20 protein-coding genes and 2 tRNA genes are annotated in these 22,130 nt (G+C 44.6%); 12 read left to right on the top strand and 10 right to left on the bottom strand.

Annotation, left to right across the window (positions count from 1 at the left end):
- Positions 1-5: 5 nt before the first annotated feature.
- Positions 6-1,463 carry an ATPase RavA stimulator ViaA gene (gene viaA / locus VRK_RS13485; protein WP_059121846.1) on the top strand — a complete coding sequence of 486 codons (1,458 nt, stop codon included), beginning with the start codon at positions 6-8 and terminating at the stop codon, positions 1,461-1,463.
- 56 nt (positions 1,464-1,519) lie between these two features.
- On the opposite strand, the gene VRK_RS13480 is transcribed toward viaA, so the two are convergent.
- From VRK_RS13480 to yghU, 3 genes are all read right to left on the bottom strand, one after another.
- The gene (locus VRK_RS13480; RefSeq protein WP_059121845.1) at positions 1,520-2,284 is read right to left on the bottom strand and encodes a MipA/OmpV family protein; all 765 of its coding nucleotides are present in this window, start codon (positions 2,282-2,284) and stop codon (positions 1,520-1,522) included.
- A gap of 398 nt (positions 2,285-2,682) precedes the next feature.
- Positions 2,683-3,270, bottom strand: coding sequence for an acetate uptake transporter (locus tag VRK_RS13470; RefSeq protein ID WP_059121843.1), 588 nt, complete (start codon positions 3,268-3,270; stop codon positions 2,683-2,685).
- Positions 3,271-3,505: 235 nt separating this feature from the next.
- Positions 3,506-4,366 (bottom strand): glutathione-dependent disulfide-bond oxidoreductase, encoded by an 861-nt coding sequence (yghU, locus tag VRK_RS13465; protein ID WP_059121842.1) that lies wholly within the window; start codon positions 4,364-4,366, stop codon positions 3,506-3,508.
- A gap of 441 nt (positions 4,367-4,807) precedes the next feature.
- Here yghU and VRK_RS13460 point away from each other — a divergent pair.
- Together VRK_RS13460 and VRK_RS13455 are read left to right on the top strand one after the other, a co-directional pair.
- Positions 4,808-4,894: transfer RNA gene (locus tag VRK_RS13460), tRNA-Leu, on the top strand.
- Positions 4,895-4,922: 28 nt separating this feature from the next.
- Positions 4,923-4,996: transfer RNA gene (locus tag VRK_RS13455), tRNA-Cys, on the top strand.
- A 102-nt stretch (positions 4,997-5,098) separates the two neighbouring features.
- On the opposite strand, the gene VRK_RS13450 is transcribed toward VRK_RS13455, so the two are convergent.
- Positions 5,099-5,887, bottom strand: coding sequence for a lipase family protein (locus VRK_RS13450; RefSeq protein WP_059122771.1), 789 nt, complete (start codon positions 5,885-5,887; stop codon positions 5,099-5,101).
- A 305-nt stretch (positions 5,888-6,192) separates the two neighbouring features.
- Between VRK_RS13450 and VRK_RS13445 the strand changes: the two genes are divergently transcribed.
- From VRK_RS13445 to VRK_RS13435, 3 genes are read left to right on the top strand one after another with little or no spacing between them, the layout of a single operon-like run.
- Positions 6,193-7,563, top strand: coding sequence for a cobyrinate a,c-diamide synthase (locus tag VRK_RS13445; RefSeq protein WP_059121841.1), 1,371 nt, complete (start codon positions 6,193-6,195; stop codon positions 7,561-7,563).
- Positions 7,560-8,522, top strand: coding sequence for an adenosylcobinamide-phosphate synthase CbiB (gene cbiB, locus VRK_RS13440; protein WP_059121840.1), 963 nt, complete (start codon positions 7,560-7,562; stop codon positions 8,520-8,522). The genes VRK_RS13445 and cbiB overlap by 4 nt, the downstream gene beginning before the upstream one ends.
- Before the next feature lie 47 nt (positions 8,523-8,569).
- The gene (locus VRK_RS13435) at positions 8,570-8,983 is read left to right on the top strand and encodes an NUDIX hydrolase (RefSeq protein ID WP_197413159.1); all 414 of its coding nucleotides are present in this window, start codon (positions 8,570-8,572) and stop codon (positions 8,981-8,983) included.
- Between the two features lie 89 nt (positions 8,984-9,072).
- Here the strand turns inward: VRK_RS13435 and VRK_RS13430 are convergent, their stop codons facing one another.
- Both VRK_RS13430 and VRK_RS13425 read right to left on the bottom strand, forming a co-directional pair.
- Positions 9,073-9,546 (bottom strand): peroxiredoxin, encoded by a 474-nt coding sequence (locus tag VRK_RS13430; protein WP_059121838.1) that lies wholly within the window; start codon positions 9,544-9,546, stop codon positions 9,073-9,075.
- Between the two features lie 210 nt (positions 9,547-9,756).
- Positions 9,757-10,074: a DUF496 family protein gene (locus VRK_RS13425; RefSeq protein ID WP_021018699.1), complete on the bottom strand. Its 318-nt coding sequence runs from the start codon at positions 10,072-10,074 to the stop codon at positions 9,757-9,759.
- Between the two features lie 479 nt (positions 10,075-10,553).
- Between VRK_RS13425 and VRK_RS13415 the strand changes: the two genes are divergently transcribed.
- The 5 genes from VRK_RS13415 (at position 10,554) to VRK_RS13395 (ending at position 16,505) form a co-directional block, all read left to right on the top strand.
- Positions 10,554-11,204 carry a YceH family protein gene (locus VRK_RS13415; protein ID WP_059121836.1) on the top strand — a complete coding sequence of 217 codons (651 nt, stop codon included), beginning with the start codon at positions 10,554-10,556 and terminating at the stop codon, positions 11,202-11,204.
- Between the two features lie 6 nt (positions 11,205-11,210).
- Positions 11,211-11,510 carry a GIY-YIG nuclease family protein gene (locus VRK_RS13410; RefSeq protein WP_059121835.1) on the top strand — a complete coding sequence of 100 codons (300 nt, stop codon included), beginning with the start codon at positions 11,211-11,213 and terminating at the stop codon, positions 11,508-11,510.
- A gap of 67 nt (positions 11,511-11,577) precedes the next feature.
- On the top strand, positions 11,578-12,723 hold the full coding sequence (gene traF, locus VRK_RS13405) for a conjugal transfer protein TraF (RefSeq protein WP_059121834.1): 1,146 nt from the start codon (positions 11,578-11,580) through the stop codon (positions 12,721-12,723).
- A gap of 76 nt (positions 12,724-12,799) precedes the next feature.
- Positions 12,800-13,882 carry a substrate-binding domain-containing protein gene (locus tag VRK_RS13400; RefSeq protein ID WP_059121833.1) on the top strand — a complete coding sequence of 361 codons (1,083 nt, stop codon included), beginning with the start codon at positions 12,800-12,802 and terminating at the stop codon, positions 13,880-13,882.
- A 40-nt stretch (positions 13,883-13,922) separates the two neighbouring features.
- Positions 13,923-16,505: a LuxQ periplasmic sensor domain-containing protein gene (locus VRK_RS13395; protein WP_059121832.1), complete on the top strand. Its 2,583-nt coding sequence runs from the start codon at positions 13,923-13,925 to the stop codon at positions 16,503-16,505.
- Between the two features lie 83 nt (positions 16,506-16,588).
- Here the strand turns inward: VRK_RS13395 and VRK_RS13390 are convergent, their stop codons facing one another.
- A complete protein-coding gene (locus tag VRK_RS13390) occupies positions 16,589-17,116 on the bottom strand; it encodes a hypothetical protein (protein ID WP_059121831.1) in 528 nt (175 codons plus the stop codon).
- 179 nt (positions 17,117-17,295) lie between these two features.
- On the opposite strand from VRK_RS13390, the gene VRK_RS13385 reads away from it, so the two are divergent.
- Positions 17,296-18,771 carry a cobyric acid synthase gene (locus VRK_RS13385; protein ID WP_059122770.1) on the top strand — a complete coding sequence of 492 codons (1,476 nt, stop codon included), beginning with the start codon at positions 17,296-17,298 and terminating at the stop codon, positions 18,769-18,771.
- 52 nt (positions 18,772-18,823) lie between these two features.
- On the opposite strand, the gene VRK_RS13380 is transcribed toward VRK_RS13385, so the two are convergent.
- The 3 genes from VRK_RS13380 to yccS all read right to left on the bottom strand — a co-directional run bounded on the left by VRK_RS13380 (position 18,824) and on the right by yccS (position 21,939).
- Positions 18,824-19,150 carry a hypothetical protein gene (locus VRK_RS13380; RefSeq protein WP_157371915.1) on the bottom strand — a complete coding sequence of 109 codons (327 nt, stop codon included), beginning with the start codon at positions 19,148-19,150 and terminating at the stop codon, positions 18,824-18,826.
- Between the two features lie 121 nt (positions 19,151-19,271).
- A complete protein-coding gene (locus VRK_RS13375) occupies positions 19,272-19,484 on the bottom strand; it encodes a hypothetical protein (protein WP_059121829.1) in 213 nt (70 codons plus the stop codon).
- A gap of 295 nt (positions 19,485-19,779) precedes the next feature.
- Complete coding sequence (gene yccS / locus VRK_RS13370) at positions 19,780-21,939, bottom strand: YccS family putative transporter (RefSeq protein WP_059121828.1); 2,160 nt, start codon at positions 21,937-21,939, stop codon at positions 19,780-19,782.
- Between the last annotated feature and the right edge of the window lie 191 nt (positions 21,940-22,130).

The raw sequence follows: 22,130 nt of genomic DNA, 5'->3' as shown, positions 1-22,130 counted from the left end.
TTGTTATGTTAGGTGTTGACGGACTAAATCTCGCGATGATGATTGCCGATTCGGGGTTAATTGATACAGCGGTGAATGAACTGATGGACAACATTCAACTGTTGATCGCAGTTGAAAACCGAGGGATGAATACTTCGGTACAAAATCATTTGCTCAAGTGGCGTGGTCAGGTGAAGAAAAAAATGACCAATGTTTGTGAAACTGAGCGATTTCAACAGGAATTAGCGTTATATCAGGAAGTCATTCATTGGGATGAAAAGACTTTTTTTCAGAAAATCCCACAAGTGTTGCAACAACTAGAGTGGCATTCTGCATTTTATACAACCGCCCGTCAGTTATGTGAGCAAAAGAAAAACTTTAGTAATCCGATGTTCCCGCGTTACTTTTGCGATCAATGGTATAACAGTTTATCCAATGCGCTCAAACAGGCGCAGGTGATGGAGCTCGAAGCGAATAAAGATAAGGTATTGGACGACTTATACCAGCGGATTGAGACACTGCGTTCAATGGATCAAGTGACGGATACCGACGATGTACAAAGTATTCACCGTTTGTGGAATATGGCGAGTGCCAAGCTAGGAAAAGTTGATTTGGCGGTGATGAAAAAACATGCCGAATTTCTTAAAAAGCATAAGGAAATTCAACAAATTGCTGAAAGTCTTGGTCGTATGGCCAGCGAGGTGGATGATCCTGATCTTCAACAGGCAAGTGTCGAAACACTACAGTTGGTTGAAGAACAATCTGATCTGGCAACTGACGATATTGTCGGTGTTCATCAGAGTGATGATTTAAATAAAATTCTCCCCAATGAGATGTTGTTTTTAGCGCATCCTGAGCTGGAAGTGATTTTTTATAAGCATTTGATTGATAAACGGCTGTTGAACTATCGTATGCAGGGGAAATCACGAACATTATCGAAAGTGACAACGTCAAAACCAGCCAATGCTCAAGTGAATATTGAAAAAGGCCCTTTTGTGGTGTGTATCGATGCGTCCGGTTCGATGAACGGATTTCCGGAACAGTGTGCCAAGGCGGTCGCCTATGCTTTGATGCAGATTGCTCTGGCGGATAACAGGGACTGCTATGTCGTTATTTTCTCCACACAAATCATTACCTATCAATTAACCAAGCAAGATGGGCTGAGAGAAGTTTGTGACTTTCTGAGTTATACCTTTAGAGGCGGAACCGATCTGGAACTGGCATTATCGGATGCAATTAATACAATGCATAGTGATCGATATAAGAATGCTGATTTGGTGGTGATTTCTGATTTTATGGCACCGAAACCTTCTCAAAAATTGAATGAAGCGATCAACACACTAAAGGCAAAACATAATCGTTTTCATGCCATTAGCCTTTCTCGATATGGGAATCCACAATTAATGGAAATATTTGATTACACCTGGCGTTATTATCCCGGTATTATGGGTCGTTTGATCAAAAGTCGTTCTTCTGTCAGATGACTTTATTTAAAAATGAACAGAGAGCCGATTGGCTCTCCGTTTTAGTTTTGATGCGATTAAAATTGATAAGAAATGCCAGCGGTGGTTTGAATGGTGTGGCTAGAATCAACCATTGGACTATCTTGGATTTCATCTGGTAATACTTGATAACGACTGGAAACGAATGCCCCTAAAGTATCGGAGACACTATATCTGAATGTTACTCCAAAATAAGGTGTGATTGCACTGCCGGGATTGTAGGCTGTTAATCCACTACGAGCCGATTCGCCTGAACTGACACCATAATAATGCTGATTCAAATCACTGTTGGTATATTTGATACCCGCTTCAGGAATGATCATTAACTGCTGAGTAAAAGGTATCGGATAGTTATATTGTGCGGAAGCTATCATCCCACCATCGGTTTCATCAAGAACATCGATAGCGAGCGAGGAAGTGATATTTCCAAGCGGTGAGCGAAATGTATAAGAAATTGCGCCCATCGCTGTGCTGTCTCTTTTATCCAACAATTTCATCTGACTATTGTTGGCATCATCTGGATCGAACTTCTGAGCATAGTAAGAGACGGAGGCTTGTAACACATTGTATTCATCTTGATACAAATAGGCACCGGCTGAGAGGCCATGAATAAAGAAAACATTATTGTCGTAATTGACTAGCGGTAGCGGAAGGACGTTTTCATCATAATCCTTATAAACTGATTTTGAATATGAGACACCGAGACCGAGTGAAAGTCCATTTTCTGCAGCATATCCCGGAAAAGCGATTAGACATGACACCGGAATAAGGCATAAAACCTGTTTTAAATATAAGTTTGACATTAAAGCTCCTGATCACCTAACAAAGTTGTTTTTATTATTTACCCTATGTATATAAAGTGTAATGCCTTGCTTTACAGACAAGTTGAGTAAAGAGATTCACATTTACAAAAGCACGCTTGTCGAGAATATCACAGTCTGTATGACGGTTCAAAAAGATGTGCTTGGCGGGCATTTATATCAGAAATTTGTGACATTCCACTTTCAGTTGAATCGTTGCTTGCCCATAAGAACTGAATTATTTGTTGGACTGATTACCGATTCTTTTGAATTTATTCTTGGAATATTTACCGAATGATAATTATGGCTGGATCACATAAACAAAATCAGCCTGTCTCAACAGGCTGATTTTGACGATGATGCTCTCACTGTTGTTCGGTGAGAAGAGGGTCTACATCATATTAAGCAACGGCAGGTTGAATGCTGACCTTGCGTTTTTCACCCACGGGTAAAATAACGCGACCATATTCATGGTTCAGCACTTGCGCCATTGCGAAATAGATGGCACTTGCACCACAGAAAATACCTTCAAAACCCGCAATCATACCAATGGTTTCATTACCGGTGAAATCACGGATTGCCAGCAACGCAAACAGGATGGTCAGGGAGCCGAATACCACTTGCTTGGCGATTGGATAACACAAAGAACCAATAAACATAAATCCGGTAAAAATCCCCCACAATACAAGGTAGCAACCCATAAAATGAGCAGGGCTGGCTGGCAGACCCATTTTAGGCATCACAATCAGGCCGACCAAGGTTAACCAGAATAGGCCGTAAGATGTAAAAGCGGTTGTACCGAATGTGTCACCGCGTTTAAAACACATGATGCCCACAATGACTTGACTGAGACCGCCATAGAATATTCCCATAGCTAGAATCATTGAATCGAGCGGGAAGAACCCTGCATTGTGAATATTGAACAATACAGTGGTCATACCAAAACCCATTAAGCCAAGAGGGGCCGGGTTGGCTAATTTTATTGACATGAATACTTACCTTTACAAATCGGTGAGGAATAAGCTGTCGTGTTGGTTGTCTGACAGCATCAAAACGACGCGGATTCTAATACCTCATTGGAGAAAAGCAATATATTTGTCGAGTCATCAATCGATACGGGGAATGATTTGAACGGAAGGTAGGTTAGTGCTGACTCATCCATATGAGCAGATAAGTTTGTCATTAATAATGCGCACTATTACAAGTGCGCATTATTGAATCGTTCTATGGCTTTAGTTTTAAAGCATTATCAATATCTTCAGCACTATGCCTTTCAGCCACTTGTTCCCATGCTTCGCCCATCGTACGGTTGACAATACGACCACGTTGTACGGCTTCACGAGCTTCAATCTGTTTCGCCCAACGGACAACATTCTCGTATGTCTGAACTTGTAAAAACTCTGCAGCGTCGTATGCCCGACCCAACACAAGGCTGCCATACCAAGGCCAGATGGCCATATCAGCGATGGTATATTCTTCACCAGACACGTAAGTGTTTTTGGCGAGTTGTTTATCTAACACATCTAACTGACGTTTTACTTCCATCGCGAAACGATTAATCGGATACTCTTGTTTCTCATCGGCATAAGCATAGAAATGGCCAAAACCACCGCCTAAGAAGGGGGCTGAACCTTGTGCCCAGAATAACCAGTTCAATGTTTGCGTTCTTGCCGGGCCACTGGCCGGTAAAAACTGACTAAATTTTTCAGCAAGATGAACCAGTATCGAAGCGGATTCAAATACGTTGACCGGTTCATCCCCTGATTGATCAACCAACGCAGGAATTTTTGAATTGGGGTTTATCGCAACAAATCCCGATGAAAATTGCTCAGAATCCCCGATATTAATGAGATGTGCGTCATATTCAGCTTCTTTAATTCCTAGTGCTAAAAGCTCTTCAAACAGGATAGTAACTTTTTGCCCGTTCGGTGTACCTAATGAGTAAAGTTGGAATGGATGCTCGCCAATCGGCAGATCTTTCTCAAATCTTGCGCCAGCTTCCGGGCGGTTAATATTCGCCCATTGACTACCCGAACTTGGTTCATTCTTCCAGATCTTCGGCGGTACATATTGATTTTCGCTCATCTAATTTTCCCCTTCTCCTTTAGCTTTTTTTTGCAAGCCGAGTGGCTGAACGTTAACGATACAAAATATCATTCACTGACTGTCTATCAGTCATGATAATCCGTTGAATATCGAAGGGGAATCAGTTTGTGAACAATCCGATAGACTCAAACATCATGTGACATGACAGAAAAATATGAAGAAAAAGTTGCCCGGACACTTGAAAGTTGATGGGCGCCATCGCCAGCGTAGAACCGGGTACAGAAAAACTATGAGGGGGCGACAGATTTGTGGCTGGTTTTTATCCTGATTGTATGTTGTCTATACCGGGGCGCATGTTTATTAGCCATTTGATTGATAATAGAGAAATTTTTGTTGACCTCGAATTTTAATCCGATAAAGTATGCCTCGTTCTCGCGGTTCATACCGATGAGAGGTGGTGTTACCATCGCTTTTAGCGTTGCCCTGGTGGTGGAATTGGTAGACACAAGGGATTTAAAATCCCTCGGCGTTCGCGCTGTGCCGGTTCAAGTCCGGCCCGGGGCACCATCTACAAAAATTGAGAACGAAATAATTTGGCGCGTTGGCAGAGTGGCTATGCAGCGGATTGCAAATCCGTGGACCTCGGTTCGACTCCGGGACGCGCCTCCATATCCCGATAAAAAAGACGTTTAAAGCGTCTTTTTTTACGTCTCCACTTTTCCATCTCAACTACCGACTTATCGGTCAGTCTTTTGCGTGACCCCATTATTTTCAGCGTTCGTCAAAGAAATCTTTATTGCGGATGTACTTACTCATCAAATGATAAGAAAACGGACGAATCACCCAACTGAGCAGTGAGCGGCCAAGTCGGATCAAGGTCGGTGTATTTTCATAAATACGCCCGTTATAAAGCCAGAGCAGTTTACCGACATGCCAGTAGATAAACGGGAGTGGCGGTAAAAAGGTCACAATATCGATGTCGCAACAGATACGGTAGGTTTTATGCTTCAACGTATACTGCCTGTAGAAGCGCCAGTTGCCGACGGCTGGTTGACCAAAGGTAACCACGCGTTTAATGCTTTTCGGTGCTCTGCGTTCCAGATAGTCAGCGACAACACATGCCATTGCTCCCCCGGACGAGTGTCCGGTCAGGACGATGCGTTTCCCCTGCTCAATCAGCGGTAACAGAATGGTTTCCAGCCTTTCCAGTACGCTGATGCCGAGTTTATCTTCATTACGAACCGGCTGGCTCTCCTGAAGCAACAGATAGTACAAGCCGGCATGAATATGATAGGGCAATCCGAGCGGCCGACAGTCTTTCATCCATAATGCAAGATTCAACACCCAGTCACTCACGGAATGGGAGCCTTTAAACACGACTACGACTTCGTCCTTTTTGCTGCTCCATAGCACCCGAATCATGGTTTTACCGTATCGATCACCGATGATACGTTGCCCGTTGGGATCAAAGCCATAACGGGTATGCCTGAATATTCGAGGATAGGCGAGTTTACAGAGTACGGCATAATGTTCGTACTGATATCGTTTGAGTGGTTTCAAGCCGGTGGCGGATGTCCTGTCGTCTGATCTTTCCATTGTCTGTCATTAATATGAAAATTTGATGAAGCTATTAATATCATCCTGACCACATAGCGGCCATTTGATTCAGGTTATATTTTTATCCTGATTGGTTTGGGTGATTCGCTCAGGTTTATCGGCGATGGTACTTTTTGCAGATGATGATGCTTTTTGCAGATAAAGTGGGACAGATCAATAACTTTGTGGTGATCAGGTCAGGTCACTTCTGCTATCGTGCCGTTTTTGATTAAAAATCAGATTTAAATAGACATGAGAGTTAAACCGACATGAATGCATTCTTAATTGGTGGCACAAGTAGTGGCAGTGGCAAGACGACCCTCACCTTAGGTTTACTACGCGCATTTCGGCGCAGAGGTCTGTCGGTTCAGCCGTTCAAAGTTGGTCCCGACTACATTGATACTGCCTGGCATTCGCGAGTTTCTGGCACGCTATCCAGAAATCTGGACGAGTTTATGTTACCGCAGGCGGTGTTATTGAATACGTTTTACCAACGCGTGGCTCAGGTTGATGTTGCCATCATTGAAGGTGTGATGGGGTTATTCGACGGTTATGGCACTGACCCATACTATTGCAGTAGTGCCGGGATGGCAAAACAACTGGCTTGTCCGGTCATTCTGGTGATTGACGGCAAAGCGGTCTCGACGTCGGCAGCGGCAACGGTGCTGGGATTTCAGCAGTTTGACCCGACCCTGAATATTGCCGGCGTGATCGTCAATCAGGTTAATTCGGACGGTCACTTCGACTTACTGAAAACCGCAATTGAACGTTATACCGGCATCCCTGTGCTCGGGCGTTTACCCAACCTCAAAGCGATTGAATTGCCGTCTCGTCATCTTGGATTGGTCACCGCGCATGAACAGGCTGCTTATGATGATGCCTGGGATCAACTGGCGGATCAGATTGAACAGCATCTTGATCTGGATTTACTGCTTCAGGTTTCGGCGTTGCCCCCGGCACCGGTGACCGATGACACACTGGCTTTGACATTAAAGGGGCAAGGTGACGGGCTGACCTTAGCCATGGCTTATGACGAAGCCTTTAATTTCTATTATCAGGATAACCTTGATCTATTGGCGGCAAGCGGTGTACGGATTGTCCGTTTCAGCCCTTTGCAGGATCAGGCGTTGCCAGACGCCGATCTGATTTATATCGGTGGCGGTTTTCCGGAATTGTATGCCGAACGGTTGTCAGTTAACCAACCGATGCTGCAAGCACTAAAACGTGCTCATGAGCAAGGGATTGCGATTTATGCCGAGTGTGGCGGGCTGATGTATTTGGGCGAAAGTTTGATTGATCAAGCCGGAGAGCAGTATCCGATGTGCGGCATTTTCCCGGGGTATAGTACGATGACGACTTCCCTGAAGCGTTTCGGTTATTGTCAGGTTTCTGCGAACCAAGATGTGCTGATTGCCTCACAAGATGAGGTGATTCGGGGGCATGAGTTTCACTATTCCGAGTTTACGACAGACCTTGCCCCGGTCTTCACCTGCACCAAAGAGCGGGATGGTCAGGTGTTGCAGCGCTGGCAAGGCGGCTATCAAGTTAATAATACCCTCGCGAGTTATTTCCATGTCCACTTCGGTCAGAATCCTGATTTATTGTTGCATTGGTTTCGCCGGGGAAGAATGCGCCAATGAGTCTGTTAATCTATAGCTGTGCTTTTATTCTTGACTTAATCCTCGGTGACCCGCCTCATTGGCCGCATCCGATCCGCTGGATTGGCACTGCAATTTCCCGAATGGAACAGATGATCCGTCGTATGAGTCATCATGAATGGGGGCTTTATGTAGGAGGCGGCGTATTATGGATCGTCATTGTGGCGTTGAGCTGGGGTGTCACTTGGCTGGTGTTACAAGCTGCCGGGACGATTCATCCTTGGCTGGGCGTGGTTGTTACCGTGTGGCTGGCTTACACCACATTGGCGGGACGGTGTCTGGCGGATTGTGCCAATTTGGTTTATCGGGCACAGGAGCAAGGCGATATTGAAGAGAGCCGCCGACAATTGTCTTACATTGTCGGACGGGATACCCGCAACCTCGATGATACTCAGATTTCCCGAGCCGTGGTCGAAACCGTGGCGGAAAATACGGTTGACGGTGTGATTGCACCGATGTTCTATCTGTTTCTCGGTGGTGTACCGTTGGCGATGGCGTATAAAGCGGTCAATACGTTGGATTCGATGGTGGGGTATCGCAACGAAAAATACCGGGCGTTAGGCTATGTCTCGGCCAAAATGGACGATCTGGCAAACTGGTTACCCGCGCGTATGAGCTGGCTACTGTTTGCTTTGGCGGCTTTGTTACTGCGTTACGATGCGTGTGGTGCATTCCTGATCGGTTGGAGGGATCGTTATCAGCATAAAAGCCCGAATTGTGCGTGGTCGGAAGCTGCTGTTGCCGGTGCGTTGGGGATACGGCTCGGTGGAGCAAATGATTATTTCGGCCAGCGGGTAGAAAAGCCTTGGATTGGCGATAATAACCGTCTGATTGAACGAGATGATATCCAGCGCACGATTCGGCTGATGTATCTGGTATCGATGTTAGCACTGTTGGTTTACATCGGTGTATGCTGGATGATAGGAATCGGTCAATCATGATGTTACGCCGGTGTTTGTAAATATGGCTCCGGAGGAGGAATAAAATGATGAAAGTGCATGAATGTGTGTCTTTTTTATTGGTTGATGATGCTCAGGTTCTGCTTGAAAAGCGTGCGAAAGATAAAACGTGTGATCCTGATATTGTTGCTATTCCCGGTGGTCATATTGAATTGGGTGAGTCGCAAAAAGAAACCCTGTTTCGTGAAATTCAGGAAGAGCTCGGTGTTATCCCGAAAAGTTATCATTATCTTTGTTCGCTCTATCACCCGACAACAGAATTACAACTGCTGCATTATTATGTGGTCAGTTGTTGGGATGGCAGTATTTCCTCTTTCGAAGCCGAGGAAGTTTTTTGGTGTGACTTGTCTGAAGCACACGTTGACACGTTGGCAGACAAAGTGGCTTTGTCTGAGTATCATCGTTTAAAAGGTAGTCCGGTATTACCGACACTGAAGGCATGATGCTTATGTTTGCTGTGCAACGTGTTTATCTTAATGAACCAAAAAACGGAAACCTGAGGTTTCCGTTTTCTGATCTCTGCCAATGTGATTTATAAACTGGCAAGAATGGTTTCAGCGTTGCTGACTTCAAATGATTTCGGAGGTTCAACATTTAACTGTTTGACCACACCATCTTCAATGATCATGGCATAACGTTGAGAGCGAATACCACCGAATTGTTCGGTATCCATTTCCAGACCGAGTGCTTTGGTGAAACTGGCATCGCCATCAGCCAGCATCATAATTTCTGAAGCATTCTGCGCTTCACCCCATGCTTTCATCACAAATGCATCATTCACGGCAACACACGCAATAATATCAATGCCTTTGGCTTTTAACTGGTCGGCCAGCACAACATAGCCGGGTAGGTGAGCTTCGGAGCAGGTTGGGGTAAATGCACCGGGAACAGCAAATAAAACCGCTTTCTTACCGGCAAAGAGTTCTTGAACCTGATGATTGACCATGCCATCTGTTGTCAGTTGACCTAACGTTGCTGCAGGGAGTTTCTGACCTTGTTCGATCATGATATTTTCCTTTTATTGATATGAGGGCTTCCATTGAGTCTAGCTTGAAATCAGATCAATAAAAACATAAAAATATTAGGGAATTATGACGAGAGAAAGGCGTTCTTCTGATGGGGTAGAATGTGCTGTTATGTCGCTGAGAACAATATGGAAACGTAAAAAACCCACATCGCTGTGGGTTTATCTGTATCAATCACGGTACTGTGGGGATTATTTTTTACCCTGAGTCTGAAGTTTATCTTGTTCAGTTAACTCTTTAATGCGACGGCTCATTTCCCGGCGCTCTTTTGAGATTTCAGCACTCTTGATGATATGGTCATCAACCCGATCTTCATAGTCTGCTTTCATGTTTTTAACGATGGCAATAAACTCATCGTGTGTCATTTCAGGTTTGATGTAATCTAGCAGGTTCTCAAGCAGGTCAACACGTTTACGGTTATCCCGAACTTTTTTCTCGTTATCGATCAACTCCCGTTTTAGTTTATTTTTACGGCGTGCTAGCGAGACAATTTCAAATACGCTGCTCATCGGTTCCTTTCCTATTGTCTTATTAAATGGGTCTACCAGAATTAAATCATATCCATCGCCTTGGGAACAGCCCTGAGATCAATCAAAAGTGGCTTTGTCAGCTGAATTTTCTGGCGATCAGCGAATGGTGGTGCTGGAAACGCGATTCATCGTTTGAACATGATTTATTTTCTCAGTCAGTCACTATATGATAATGACATTCCTATTATCACTCATCAAAAGTCATGTCATTATCATCAGAGATTATTGTTCCTATTTTTGAGGAACCGCTCGAAAACCCACGTCAGGATAAACTCAGAACTGGCTATATCACAGCAAGAAAATCGTGTAGTTTCACGGACATCGAATTGAATCGTTCACGAATTTTTGTTCTGGATGAGTATGGTCATATTGTGAAATGTACTTTTGTTGTCGAACATTAATGATGTTGAATATTGTGTATACCGGATTCAATTGAATGGAGCATGAAGGAAATCATGATGAAGTATGAGCTTAGTGCGCATGAGGCGCGGATTATCGGCAGTTTAATTGAAAAATCGATTACCACACCGGATTACTATCCGCTGAGCCTCAATAGTCTGGTCACTGCCTGCAATCAGAAAAGCAACCGAGAGCCAGTGATGAATTTATCTGAATCTCAAGTGCTTGAAACTGTCGAAGGTTTAATCTCTCGTCGGTTCGTCAGTGATGAAAGCGGTTTTAACAGCAGGACCAGCAAATATCAACATCGCTTTTGCAATACGGAGTTCGGCGATTTGCAACTGACAGAACAAGAGCTGGGAATCGTATGTTGTTTGTTGCTACGTGGTCCGCAAACCCCGGGAGAATTGCGGACCCGAACCAATCGTTTATGTGTTTTGCCGGACATGAAGACCACGGAACAGGTTTTGGAAACGTTGATTGAAAGAGAATTAGTGGCCAGATTGCCGCGGGAGCCGGGAAAAAGAGAAATTCGTTATCGCCAAACGTTTACACCTTATGATGCAAGTGAAGATATTGCAGAGTCGGCAGCGGAAGCGTCAGTACAGCCAGAGCGACTTGACGCACTCGAACAAGAAGTGGAGGCATTAAAGCAGGAAGTTCAGTGGTTACGCGCACAAGTGGATGAGCTGCTTTCTTCCCGTGAATAATATCCGATGACCGAGCAACAAACCTCTCAATGGTGGATCTATTTGATCAGAACGCCCCAAAATGCGCTTTACTGCGGTATTACAACCGATATTGCACGACGCTTTCAGCAGCACCAGTGTGGTCAGGGAGCGAAGGCATTACGGGGCAAATCCCCTCTGGTACTGGTCTGGAGCCATCCGGTCGGCACACATCGTGAAGCATTGCGTATGGAAGCGAAGGTCAAACGTTTTTCCAAAATCCGCAAAGAAAAAATAGTGCTCAAAAATTTATTACCGTCGCAAATTTTTGATCACTCAGGTGCATAACTATCTGTAGAACGTTCATTTTGTACTAATCTTAGATTGATCACTTATGAGATAAGGTGGGTATTAAATGAAGAATTATCGATTGATTGTAGTGATATGTTCTTTTGCGGCTCCTGTTGAGGCAGCATCATGGGTTGCCGATGCCCGAGGTAACGGCATGGGAAATACCGGTGTGACGACTGCCGATTTTCTGTTAGCACCTTTCTATAACCCTGCGCTAACTGCAGTGTACCGTGATCATGATGATTTCGGATTATTGCTCCCGTCAGTCAACCTTAATGTTCGGGACGAAGATGACACCATTTCAATTGTCGATGATCTGCAAGACGATATTCGTCGGTTTGAATCCACGGGTGGGAGTGCTGATGCTGAAACCGTGGCAAAAATGAACGGTTATTTGGATGACCTCTCTGATAATGCCCCATTAAATGCATCGGGCGGTATCGGTGTTGCTATGGCAATCCCTCATCAAACGCTTGCTTTGAATGTTTATGCCCGAGGGTATGTTGAATTGTTTGCTGAGCCGAAGATTGCAGCGAATACAGGTAGTTCGGCCGCTGCTGTTCAGAGCCGTTATGAAGCATCCAGTGTTGATTTGCTCGCTTTTGGCTATACCGAACTCGGGGTCGCTTTTGCTAAGAAATATGAAATATTACAACAGAAATTCTCTTTCGGCATTACGCCTAAATATCAGTGGATGAGAACCTATAAACAAATTGCATCAGTGAAGAACTTTGACTGGGATGATTACGATAAGAGTGAAGTCAAAAAAAACACATTGAATCTGGATATAGGCGCAGTTTGGCTTAAAGATGCTTATCGACTCGGTGTCAGTGTCAAAGACTTGTTCAATCATTCAATTGAGACCTTTGATGGTCAGAATCATTATCAATTGGACACTCAAGTCACTGTATCGGCTGGCTATGTCGGAGAGGTCTTGAGTGCAGCCGTTGATGTCGATATGACAAAGCAAGAACGTTTTACCGGTAAAAATGATGATACACAGTTTATCCGGTTTGGTATTGAAGGGAATGCCTGGGGTTGGGGGCAGCTCAGGGCTGGATATGAAATCGACATAGAAAATACAGTGGATAATGCAATTACCTTGGGTTTGGGAATCAGCCCCGGAGACGCCGTTAGCCTTGATATTGCCGGGAGTTATGCCGGAGAGCATCAATTGGGTGGTTCGGCAAATCTTGCCTTTACTTTTTGATTCATCACAGAGCGCATCATACGAGCGCTCTTTCTTTTGTTTATGTTGAACATATTCAATCAATGAGAAGACGATAATGAGATTTTTTGGAGTTATTTTAAGTGCTTGCTTTCTTATTTATCATTCAGCGGCATATGCGTTGAGTGGCTATTGGCATTACAACGAATTTCTTGATTTAAACCCCGAACAAAAACAGCTGACACTCTCTTTGGCGAATGCGGTTCGGCTTGAACCGAAGCCATTACAGACGGCTCAGGAACATCCGGTAAAGATATCAGTGATTTATCCCGGGCAGCAAGTGTCGGATTATTGGAGTCGTAACATCCGGGCCTTTGAGTTGCGCTTGAATGAGTTGGGTGTCAAGTATGAAATACATCAGGTGTTTACTCGACCAAATTTGGATATCCGCCAGCAAAGTCTTTCTTTGATGGAAGCATTAAAGAATAAATCCGACTATTTGATTTTTACGCTCGATACCACCAGACACAAAAAATTTATTGAGCATGTGTTAAGAGGCAGGGAAACCAAATTGATTCTACAGAATGTGACCACACCTGTGAAAGACTGGGCACATCGACAACCGTGGATGTATATCGGTTTTGACCATGAAATAGGAACCAGTTTGTTGGTGGACTATTTTAAGAAGACATTGAAACCTCATTCACTTTATTCCGTGCTGTATTTTTCACAAGGTTATGTGAGCGAAGCACGAGGCGATACGTTTATTCAAGCGATGACTGAATATCCACTCGTGTCATCATTTTATACTCAGGCCAATCAGGAAAGTGCTTATAAAATCACGCTTGAGAATATGAGGGCGCATCCGGAGATTAAATTATTATATGCCTGTTCAACCGATGTCGCTCTCGGCGCAGTCAAAGCCTTGAAAGAACTAGGCAGAGAGGATGTTCTTATCAATGGTTGGGGTGGCGGTTCTGCTGAACTGGAGGCTTTGCATCATCATGATTTGAATGTCACGGTTATGCGGATGAATGATGACACTGGGATCGCAATGGCTGAAGCAATCAAGTGGGATCTTGAAGGTAAAAAGGTACCAACGGTTTATTCCGGGGACTTTGAGGTGGTTTCCAGTGCGGATAAACCCGAGAGAGTTGAATCGTTGAAACAACGTGCATTCCGGTATTCTGATCGACATTGATCCGGCCGAAAGTGATAGATAAAGAAAGAGACCATGTTTTATGAACGTCAGACCGAGCCCCATAAGCCAGAAACAGAAGATAGCAACCTACTTTACTCGGGCGATTACAATTATCATTGTCATTCTGACCTTTAGTGTCCTGTTTCAGAACTATCAGATCAGTAGTCAGTTGATCGCTCAGGAAGTACAGCGAACGGCAAATCAAACCTCAGGATTAGTTCAGGGCATGGTCAACTTCCGCCTCTCTTTGCTCAAAATTCATCAGGATGGAAGCGCGACAAATGCTGATTTATTACATGCGGTAAGCTCTGGGAAGTCGCAGTATATCGATCAATATTTTCGTTTCGTCGACCAGCTTGACTCGGATAATACACCGGATGTCCGTTTTATTGCCGGGTTGAATCATATGCTGTGGGATGATGGGAATGCTCAGTTCTATGGCATTGTGCCGAATGAATTAGAATCGGTGTCACACCGGATGACCGTGAACAATACATGGATGTTGGTGAAAATACCGTCTTTGCTGGAGACAGTTTATGCTTTTGCAAGAAGAACACCACTTGTGAGTAATTCTGGTGAACTGATCGGTTACTTGTACGTCATGTTTGTGATTAATAATAATTACAATCTTATCGAACAGATTCGCTCTCGCAGTAATTCGCAGAATTTGATTCTGGCGATCGGATCCAATGTGCTTTCAACGACCCTCAATGGAGAAGAGTCCTACTCAGAACAAGATGTTCTTGTTTACCCCCAACATTCTGATCGACTTGAGTCTTATACGGTCAACACCACCGAACTGAATGTTGATGACAATCCGACACAACTGATGATGTATGCCGTTCAGGATAATCAGAATGTTGTCAAACTGAAGCGTAACTTTTATTACGGTGTCGTATTTATTCTTGTTGCGACAGCGTTGTTCTCTTTCATTTTGTGGCGGTGGTTACATAAGCGAATTCGGGCTGAGATTGAAAAACTGGTGCAGTTTAGTCGCTCAATTGTTGATCGTGGGGGCGAACCGGTTTTCCATGGTTCCAAGATCGAAGAATTCGACCTATTCGGACGAGCTCTTGAACATACTTTTAAGCGCTTATCTGAACAAGAAAAGCAATTTGAGAATTTGTTCAACTTTTCTATTGCACCAACCATTTTATGGGGGGCTGATGGCCGTTTACTACGGATGAATCCAGCCGCGGTGAAACAGTTTTCCAAAGAGAGTCAGATTTCTACCTTCTATGAATTGAAAGAAAGGTTAATTCCTAGCATCAAAAAGGCGTCTAGTGGCGAAACGCTGAAAGAAGTCGCGACTGAGTTTGAAGGTCAAATATTCCGTTGGACGATTTCCCCGATTGTGACCGAAGGGCGTGTCGAGTCTGTTCTGACTCAAGGGCAGGATGTCACTACCATCGCTGAAGCTGAGAAACAAAGCCATTTGGCGCGGAGTGAAGCCGAAAGAGCTGCCGGTGCCAGAGCTGATTTTCTGGCTCGGATGAGTCATGAGGTCAGAACACCTTTAAATGGGATTCTGGGGGTATCACAGCTGTTGAAAGAGAGTGTGACGGATGAAAAGCAGCGTGAACAGGTCGGTGTACTCAGTTTATGTAGCGAGCATCTGCTTGCCGTTTTGAATGATATTCTTGACTTTTCCAAAATTGAACAGAATAAGTTCAAATTGAATCCGGTTCATTTCCACTTGATTGAGACGGTTCGAGTCATTGAACGGATTTATCAGCCGTTATGTCAGGAAAAGGAACTTGAGCTGGATGTTATGACCAATATTCAGGAAGAGACCATCGTTATCATTGATCAAATTCGTTTGAATCAAATCATCTTTAATTTGCTGAACAACGCGATTAAATTTACCCGTGAGGGTGAGATTTGTGTCCTGATCAATTTAAACCATTCAGAAGATGGCGCGATGTTTCATGTCTCTATCTCCGATACCGGTATTGGCATTGGACATGATGATCTTTCGTTGATCTTTGAACCCTTTATTCAAGGCGGAACGACATCGAGCCGCGAATTTGGCGGGAGTGGTTTAGGGCTATCGATTGTGAAGAATTTGGTGGAACTCATGGGGGGGACCGTGTCGGTCTCGTCTCAGGTCGGCAAGGGAAGCTGCTTTGAGTTCACGATTCCGATTGAGGTTGAGCAATACCATGTTAAACAAACGCAAGAAACGGTTGAACAGGGGGTCTCTGGTCAACTATTTGAGCAACCTCCTCACGTACTATTAGTTGAAGACAATAAAACTAATGCTTATATTGCGAAGGCATTTTGTGATCGTTTTGGTTTGCGGGTGACATGGGTTGATGATGGAACGGTTGCTGTTGAAACACTGAAAAAAATTGGCTTTGATTTAATTTTGATGGATAACCAGTTACCGGGTATGGATGGGGTTGAAGTCACCGATTTTGTGAAACATCAACTAAGACTGGACACACCAATTTATGCATGTACTGCTGACGATACTGAAAAAACCAAGAATGATTTCTTACATGCAGGAGCAGAATATATACTGGTCAAACCGATTCGAGAAGAGAATTTATATCAGGCACTGGTTCATTTCAGAGATAATTATTGGACACCACTGACGTCGGGCGTGCTTCAGTCTCATTAGTGGTTCATCATCTGAGAGGGAGCAGTGACTTGATGGTGTGTATTGATGACCGGTTTCCGGAGAAAGAAACCGGTAAACAGTGATTAATACTCGTAGCGAACCCCAAGCACAGTTCGCGGTCCCCAAAGCCCGTTATTATCAAATCCCATATTTAAAGAGAGTTGATCGGTTGAGTGGAAGCGGGCACCGAAGCTGACGACAGAACGTTTATCAAGCTTACCCAATTTGCTATAAACTTCTAGTTTATCACCAATCCACAACCGGGCACCGATGTTGATTTCTCCCAAGGTATCGGACTTGCCACCTTCGTCCCGAGGGCGTTTGATTTGATGTAACAGGATGGCACCAAATGCATCAGCAAACTGTGTCACTGGCCCGTTAAAACCAATGCCCCCCGCAAGATCCCAATCGTTATCCATCTGGGTGTCGGCATGAGCGAGCACATGAAAGTTGTCCACGACACTCATACTGAATTCAGAGCCGATAGATTCCGGCCCACCGCCGACTCGGACTTCAAGATAGTTGTAATTAAAATTTGCAGCATGGGCTGCCAGCGGTGCAAAGATAAAAGCAAGGCCTGTAATGGTTAAACTGAAAGCCTGTCTTAGCATAAAACGTCCTATCGGTTTGATTCCCTTTGTATATAGAGAAGTATAATATATTGATTTTTAATTTAAACGATTAGGACAGATATTCAAGTGTTACCTATCAGTCGGTGATGATTCTTTGAGTGAATTCCAAAATTCTGATGGTGGCAGTTGCTTATTTTTTCCGATGGAGCCGCTCGATTATGAAATCTTCGTTAAATGCACTGATGGTTCAGGGAACTACGTCTGATGCCGGGAAAAGTGTCCTTGTCGCCGGGCTGTGTCGGGTTCTTTATCGTCGGGGAATTCGGGTTGCGCCTTTTAAGCCTCAGAATATGGCATTGAATAGTGCCGTGACATCTGATGGGGGTGAAATTGGTCGTGCTCAGGCGGTTCAGGCTTTTGCAGCAGGAATTGAACCCTCAGTGCACATGAACCCGGTGCTGCTCAAACCAAATTCCGATACTGGGGCTCAGATTATTCTGCAGGGCAAAGCGATTACCAATATGGAAGCGGACTGTTACCATGATTATAAGAAAACAGCGCTGCATGTGGTGATGGATTCCTTCCAGAATCTCAGTGAAACATACGACAGTATCATGATTGAGGGGGCGGGCAGCCCGGCCGAAATTAATTTGCGTGAAAATGATATTGCCAATATGGGGTTCGCTGAAGCGGCGGATGTGCCGGTGATTATTGTGGCAGATATTGATCGTGGCGGTGTTTTTGCGCATTTGTATGGCACGCTGGCGTTACTTTCCGAGTCTGAACAGGCACGAGTTATTGGTTTTGTGATCAATCGGTTTCGCGGGGATATTCGTTTACTTCAGTCAGGTCTTGACTGGCTGGAACAGAAAACTCAGAAGCCGGTTATTGGTGTATTGCCTTATTTACATGGATTGGATATTGAAGCTGAAGATGCAATTGTTGCGACCGAAGTCCGTGAAGGGGATGAGAAGCTGAAAGTGGTGGTACCGGTATTTTCTCGTATCAGTAACCATACCGATTTTGATGCCTTGCGCCATCATCCGGAAATCTCGTTTCGTTATGTCAGAAAAGGAGAAAGACTCCGCCATGCTGATCTGATTATCTTGCCCGGTAGTAAATCAACCCGTGCTGATCTTGCGTTTTTGAACGCGCAAGGGTGGGATCAAGATATCATGCAGCATCTGCGCTATGGCGGTAAAGTCATCGGTATTTGTGGCGGATACCAAATGCTCGGTCAGACAGTGCGTGATCCGCTAGGGATTGAAGGGGAGCCGGGAGTGAGTCAGGGGCTCGGACTACTTGATATTGATACTGAACTGATGGCGCAAAAACAGCTAACGAATGTGCAAGGTTCACTCTGCCTTGATGGAGACGATGTCCGGGTACAAGGTTATGAAATTCACGCCGGACATTCACATCGGCGGAACGGCAATCATGACCGGTCAGTGATTCAGTTACAGGATGGTCGGGAAGATGGTTTGGTGGATCAGGCGAATCAGGTGTTTGGAACTTATCTGCATGGTATTTTTGATCAGACAGAAGTGATGCAATGTTTGTGTCAATGGGCCGGTAGCGGAGAGCTCCAAACGCTTGATCACGTACAGCGGAAAGAAGATGCTCTTAATCGGGTTGCTGATGCAATTGAAACGCATCTTGATCTGGCATTGCTGTGGCCGGAACTATCGGAATAAACAGGTATTTTGCTCTATCGTTATTTTATTTATATGACTATCAGTGTGGCAATCAGACTTGAATATTGAGTAAAGAGCCGATCATGTCCTGTTCACGCTGAATCACGTTGGCGCCAACACGGTTATATTGTGTTGCTTGATTGAGTTTCATTAAGGCGTCAACTTGGGTTTGATCCGGATTTTTGTCGGCAATTTCTTTTTGTTGACGAATGGTATTTTGCTGGGGAGCGGGTGAAGAATCGACCATACGTGGTTCTTGCTGTATTTGTTCATCGGAGCGATGTTGCGCCACACGGTTAAGATCACGACTTGCCTCATTGGTCATTTGAGTCGCATGATCGATCATTTGGTAACCGGACTGAAGTGCAGATACAGACATAAAAACTCCCTTGGTCGTGGTTATATTATAGCCAAAATATGACTCAGGTACATTTTTTTCTTGAGCGTGTTTTTCTTGAGCGCGATAAGTGTAAGTAAACTGGCGCATGTCAGACAGCCCCTTAAAACAGGCTGGCGAGCACATCCAACTCTTCGTGAGTCAGAAGCGAAGAACTTTCCGGAGTTAAGTTTGCATCGATTTCGCTCTGAAGGCTACGTAACTGTGCTGGCGTTAACCGCTTGAGCTGCGCTTTCAATGATTCAAACTGGCAGCTTGACAAATTCGGTTCGGATACCGGGAAATAATGATGACTATGACTGATTTGTGCTTGCATCGTTATGCTCCATTTCTCCATCACTTTATTAAGTAAGGCCACGATGTTCTGATTTTGTATGTTTATTGTACGGATCAGTTTTAGAGTCTAAGTTTTTCGACGGATACTTTTGTCCGTGTAATGTCAGATAAAAGCAAGAATGCTGCACAGAATAGTTTATTTTTGCAACGAGGCGTCAGTTTTGGCGTGCTTGATATAAACGGTTATGCAAACCGAATTTGGCTGAGGTCTCTCAATCAGCAATCTTTAGGCCTTGTTTAGACCGAGGACAAGGCATCGGGCTGTTGTCTCGGCGTTACTTCTGTTCGACTCTGGCAAGCAGTTTGTTGGTCAGTGAGTGGAATTCGGGAAGAATCCGGTGAATCAGGTGCAGTTGTTGCAGTACCAAACGGACTGAGCCTTTATCTTCCTCATGCCATTCTGCCAGTTGCTTTTCTAATCCGGTATCTTCGATCAGATTGATATCGTCGCTGTTTTGATGATGCTCCAGTTGTTCGTGGATTTGCTGTAGATGTTGGTGAATGACACGGTGCCCGTTAAGCACCAAATGAAGAACTGATTCGTCCCCCAGTTGTGTCCGGTGTGCTCCGATGGTTGAAATATAACTGAGCAATGCATGATTTAAGGTCAAAAAACGGAAGCAGTCTTCTTCTGCTTTTCTGTATTTGTCCGGTTCAGACAACATATTATTGATTGCTGTGGCGAGAGCAGCATCCTGATCATGCGCTTCTCTTCTGGCGACGCGGTAACTCAAGCTATCTTTCTTGCCGATACGGTATTGAACCATCATCTGATCCAGATAATTTTTGTTACTCCGAATTGCTTCAGCCATGACTCGGTGAAGCCTTTTCGCGTGCCAGTCCGGTAGAATGAAAGACACCGCAAGCACTGCAAGACCACAACCAATGAGTGTATCGAGTAAACGAGGCAGAACCACTGCATATCCGGCACCCATCTGATTAAAGCAAAATAGTACCAAGACAGTGATAAATCCGGTTGCGTAGCCGTAATTATTGTTCCGGAATGCAAAAAACATCACCCCAGAAATAACGATCATGGTGACTTGGCTTGCTTGTGAGGGGAACAAAGTGAGCAGTAAAACACCGATAAATAACCCGGAAATCGTTCCGATAACGCGGAGCTTAATTCTTTGCCGGGTCGAGGAGAAATTGGGCTGACAGACAAACAGTGTCGTGAGGAGTATCCAGTATCCCAGTTCCAGATCGAGCGTTTGCAAAATGGCATAGCCGGTCGTGAATGTCACGGACATACGGATGGCATGACGAAACAATAGTGAGTCCCGGTTCATGTTATTCCAGACTCGCTGCCACATACTTTTCAAACCATAAGGGTTGGTATCTGAAAGTTGGATTTCATCATACTGGTGGCTTTCTGGATGACTGATATTACATAGCTGCTTTTCGATGGTTGACAGGTTGTTAAACAGATAATTGAGCTGGGCAAATAACGATTTCCACTCAGGTCGGGAATGTGTGTGCAAATACTGCATCGAGAGGTGCAGTTCATCCAGTGCCAGAGCGGATGCGTTCGGGTGTTGATATTCACGGTTTTCTTTGATGCTTGTTGCGACTTCCCGACACGCTTGAGCCTGAGTTTCTAACAGATGTCGGAAACGAAAAAGAATATCACTGCGCCCGAAATGTTCCGCAAGCTCCTGATATCGCGAATGTGTTGAACTGATACGCTCATGAATATCCTGCGCGAGAAAGTAAGTGTTCAAAAAATGATGACTGGTCGTATGAATCTGGCCTTTCTTGCTATAGGAAAGTAAGGTCGCCTTACATTGATTCAGTGCTGTGACAATCAGTGCGTTGAAGTTGGCTTCACGGATCCGATAGGACTGGATCTGTACCTGAGAGACAGGGTGAAACAGTTCGCTTTTCAGCGCAAAATAATCCGCCAGATTGAGAAAGACGACCGCGAGATTATGTTGTACCGGACGGTTCGGAAATAGAACCAGCCATACGATTGAGATGAGGAAATACCATAACGCACCGGCCAGCAGTAACGTCGGTTGAAACCAGAATCCGGGACTTTGGTGTTCACCAATCATGGTATATACGGCTATCAACAGTGAGCCGAATGCAATGCTGGCATAACGAGAGCTGATCGCACCAAGCATAATGAAACCAAATGTGGAGATAGACAGACCGATAGCGAATAAAACGGGATGATGAAACAGAATTTCAATCGAAAATGTTGCAATGGCAAAACAGATCAGAGCCAGACCGATCGTCTTAAGTCTGCCGGTAATGCTGTCATCTTGTTCTGTCAGTGCTGCCGCAATAATCCCCAGAATCAGCGGGGTGATCCAAGTTGATAGTTGATAGTGCCAAGTCGGCACTACTACACCTAACAGTGCAATTAAAATTAAGACAGAATAATGGAACGTTTTATTCGCCCAATAACCACGAATCTGACTGAGGAATTTCACAGGATTTCAACCATTTCATTCATGTTGCGTCACTATCGTGAATGATATCAGAATTGGACTGTAACGTATTGAACTTTTGTCTGTCTTTTCAGTAACCGACATCAAAATATGGCGTAATTTCCAAGCGGGAAATGACAAGCTGTTGACGGAAGTACCTGCCTAGTTGTGATATTTGTTATCGCTGGGAATGT

The organism is Vibrio sp. MEBiC08052 (genome assembly GCF_001506075.1).
Lineage (GTDB): Bacteria > Pseudomonadota > Gammaproteobacteria > Enterobacterales > Vibrionaceae > Vibrio.
The sequence above is the reverse complement of the archived record's forward strand: the minus strand, read 5'-3'. Positions and strand labels throughout refer to the sequence as shown.

Coding starts and splice junctions, on each gene's coding strand:
- viaA (WP_059121846.1), top strand. CDS start 6: ATGTTAGGTGTTGACGGACTAAATCTCGCGATGATGATTGCCGATTCG.
- VRK_RS13480 (WP_059121845.1), bottom strand. CDS start 2,284: ATGTCAAACTTATATTTAAAACAGGTTTTATGCCTTATTCCGGTGTCA.
- VRK_RS13470 (WP_059121843.1), bottom strand. CDS start 3,270: ATGTCAATAAAATTAGCCAACCCGGCCCCTCTTGGCTTAATGGGTTTT.
- yghU (WP_059121842.1), bottom strand. CDS start 4,366: ATGAGCGAAAATCAATATGTACCGCCGAAGATCTGGAAGAATGAACCA.
- VRK_RS13445 (WP_059121841.1), top strand. CDS start 6,193: ATGAATGCATTCTTAATTGGTGGCACAAGTAGTGGCAGTGGCAAGACG.
- cbiB (WP_059121840.1), top strand. CDS start 7,560: ATGAGTCTGTTAATCTATAGCTGTGCTTTTATTCTTGACTTAATCCTC.
- VRK_RS13435 (WP_197413159.1), top strand. CDS start 8,570: ATGAAAGTGCATGAATGTGTGTCTTTTTTATTGGTTGATGATGCTCAG.
- VRK_RS13430 (WP_059121838.1), bottom strand. CDS start 9,546: ATGATCGAACAAGGTCAGAAACTCCCTGCAGCAACGTTAGGTCAACTG.
- VRK_RS13425 (WP_021018699.1), bottom strand. CDS start 10,074: ATGAGCAGCGTATTTGAAATTGTCTCGCTAGCACGCCGTAAAAATAAA.
- VRK_RS13415 (WP_059121836.1), top strand. CDS start 10,554: ATGAAGTATGAGCTTAGTGCGCATGAGGCGCGGATTATCGGCAGTTTA.
- VRK_RS13410 (WP_059121835.1), top strand. CDS start 11,211: ATGACCGAGCAACAAACCTCTCAATGGTGGATCTATTTGATCAGAACG.
- traF (WP_059121834.1), top strand. CDS start 11,578: ATGAAGAATTATCGATTGATTGTAGTGATATGTTCTTTTGCGGCTCCT.
- VRK_RS13400 (WP_059121833.1), top strand. CDS start 12,800: ATGAGATTTTTTGGAGTTATTTTAAGTGCTTGCTTTCTTATTTATCAT.
- VRK_RS13395 (WP_059121832.1), top strand. CDS start 13,923: ATGAACGTCAGACCGAGCCCCATAAGCCAGAAACAGAAGATAGCAACC.
- VRK_RS13390 (WP_059121831.1), bottom strand. CDS start 17,116: ATGCTAAGACAGGCTTTCAGTTTAACCATTACAGGCCTTGCTTTTATC.
- VRK_RS13385 (WP_059122770.1), top strand. CDS start 17,296: ATGAAATCTTCGTTAAATGCACTGATGGTTCAGGGAACTACGTCTGAT.
- VRK_RS13380 (WP_157371915.1), bottom strand. CDS start 19,150: ATGTCTGTATCTGCACTTCAGTCCGGTTACCAAATGATCGATCATGCG.
- VRK_RS13375 (WP_059121829.1), bottom strand. CDS start 19,484: ATGCAAGCACAAATCAGTCATAGTCATCATTATTTCCCGGTATCCGAA.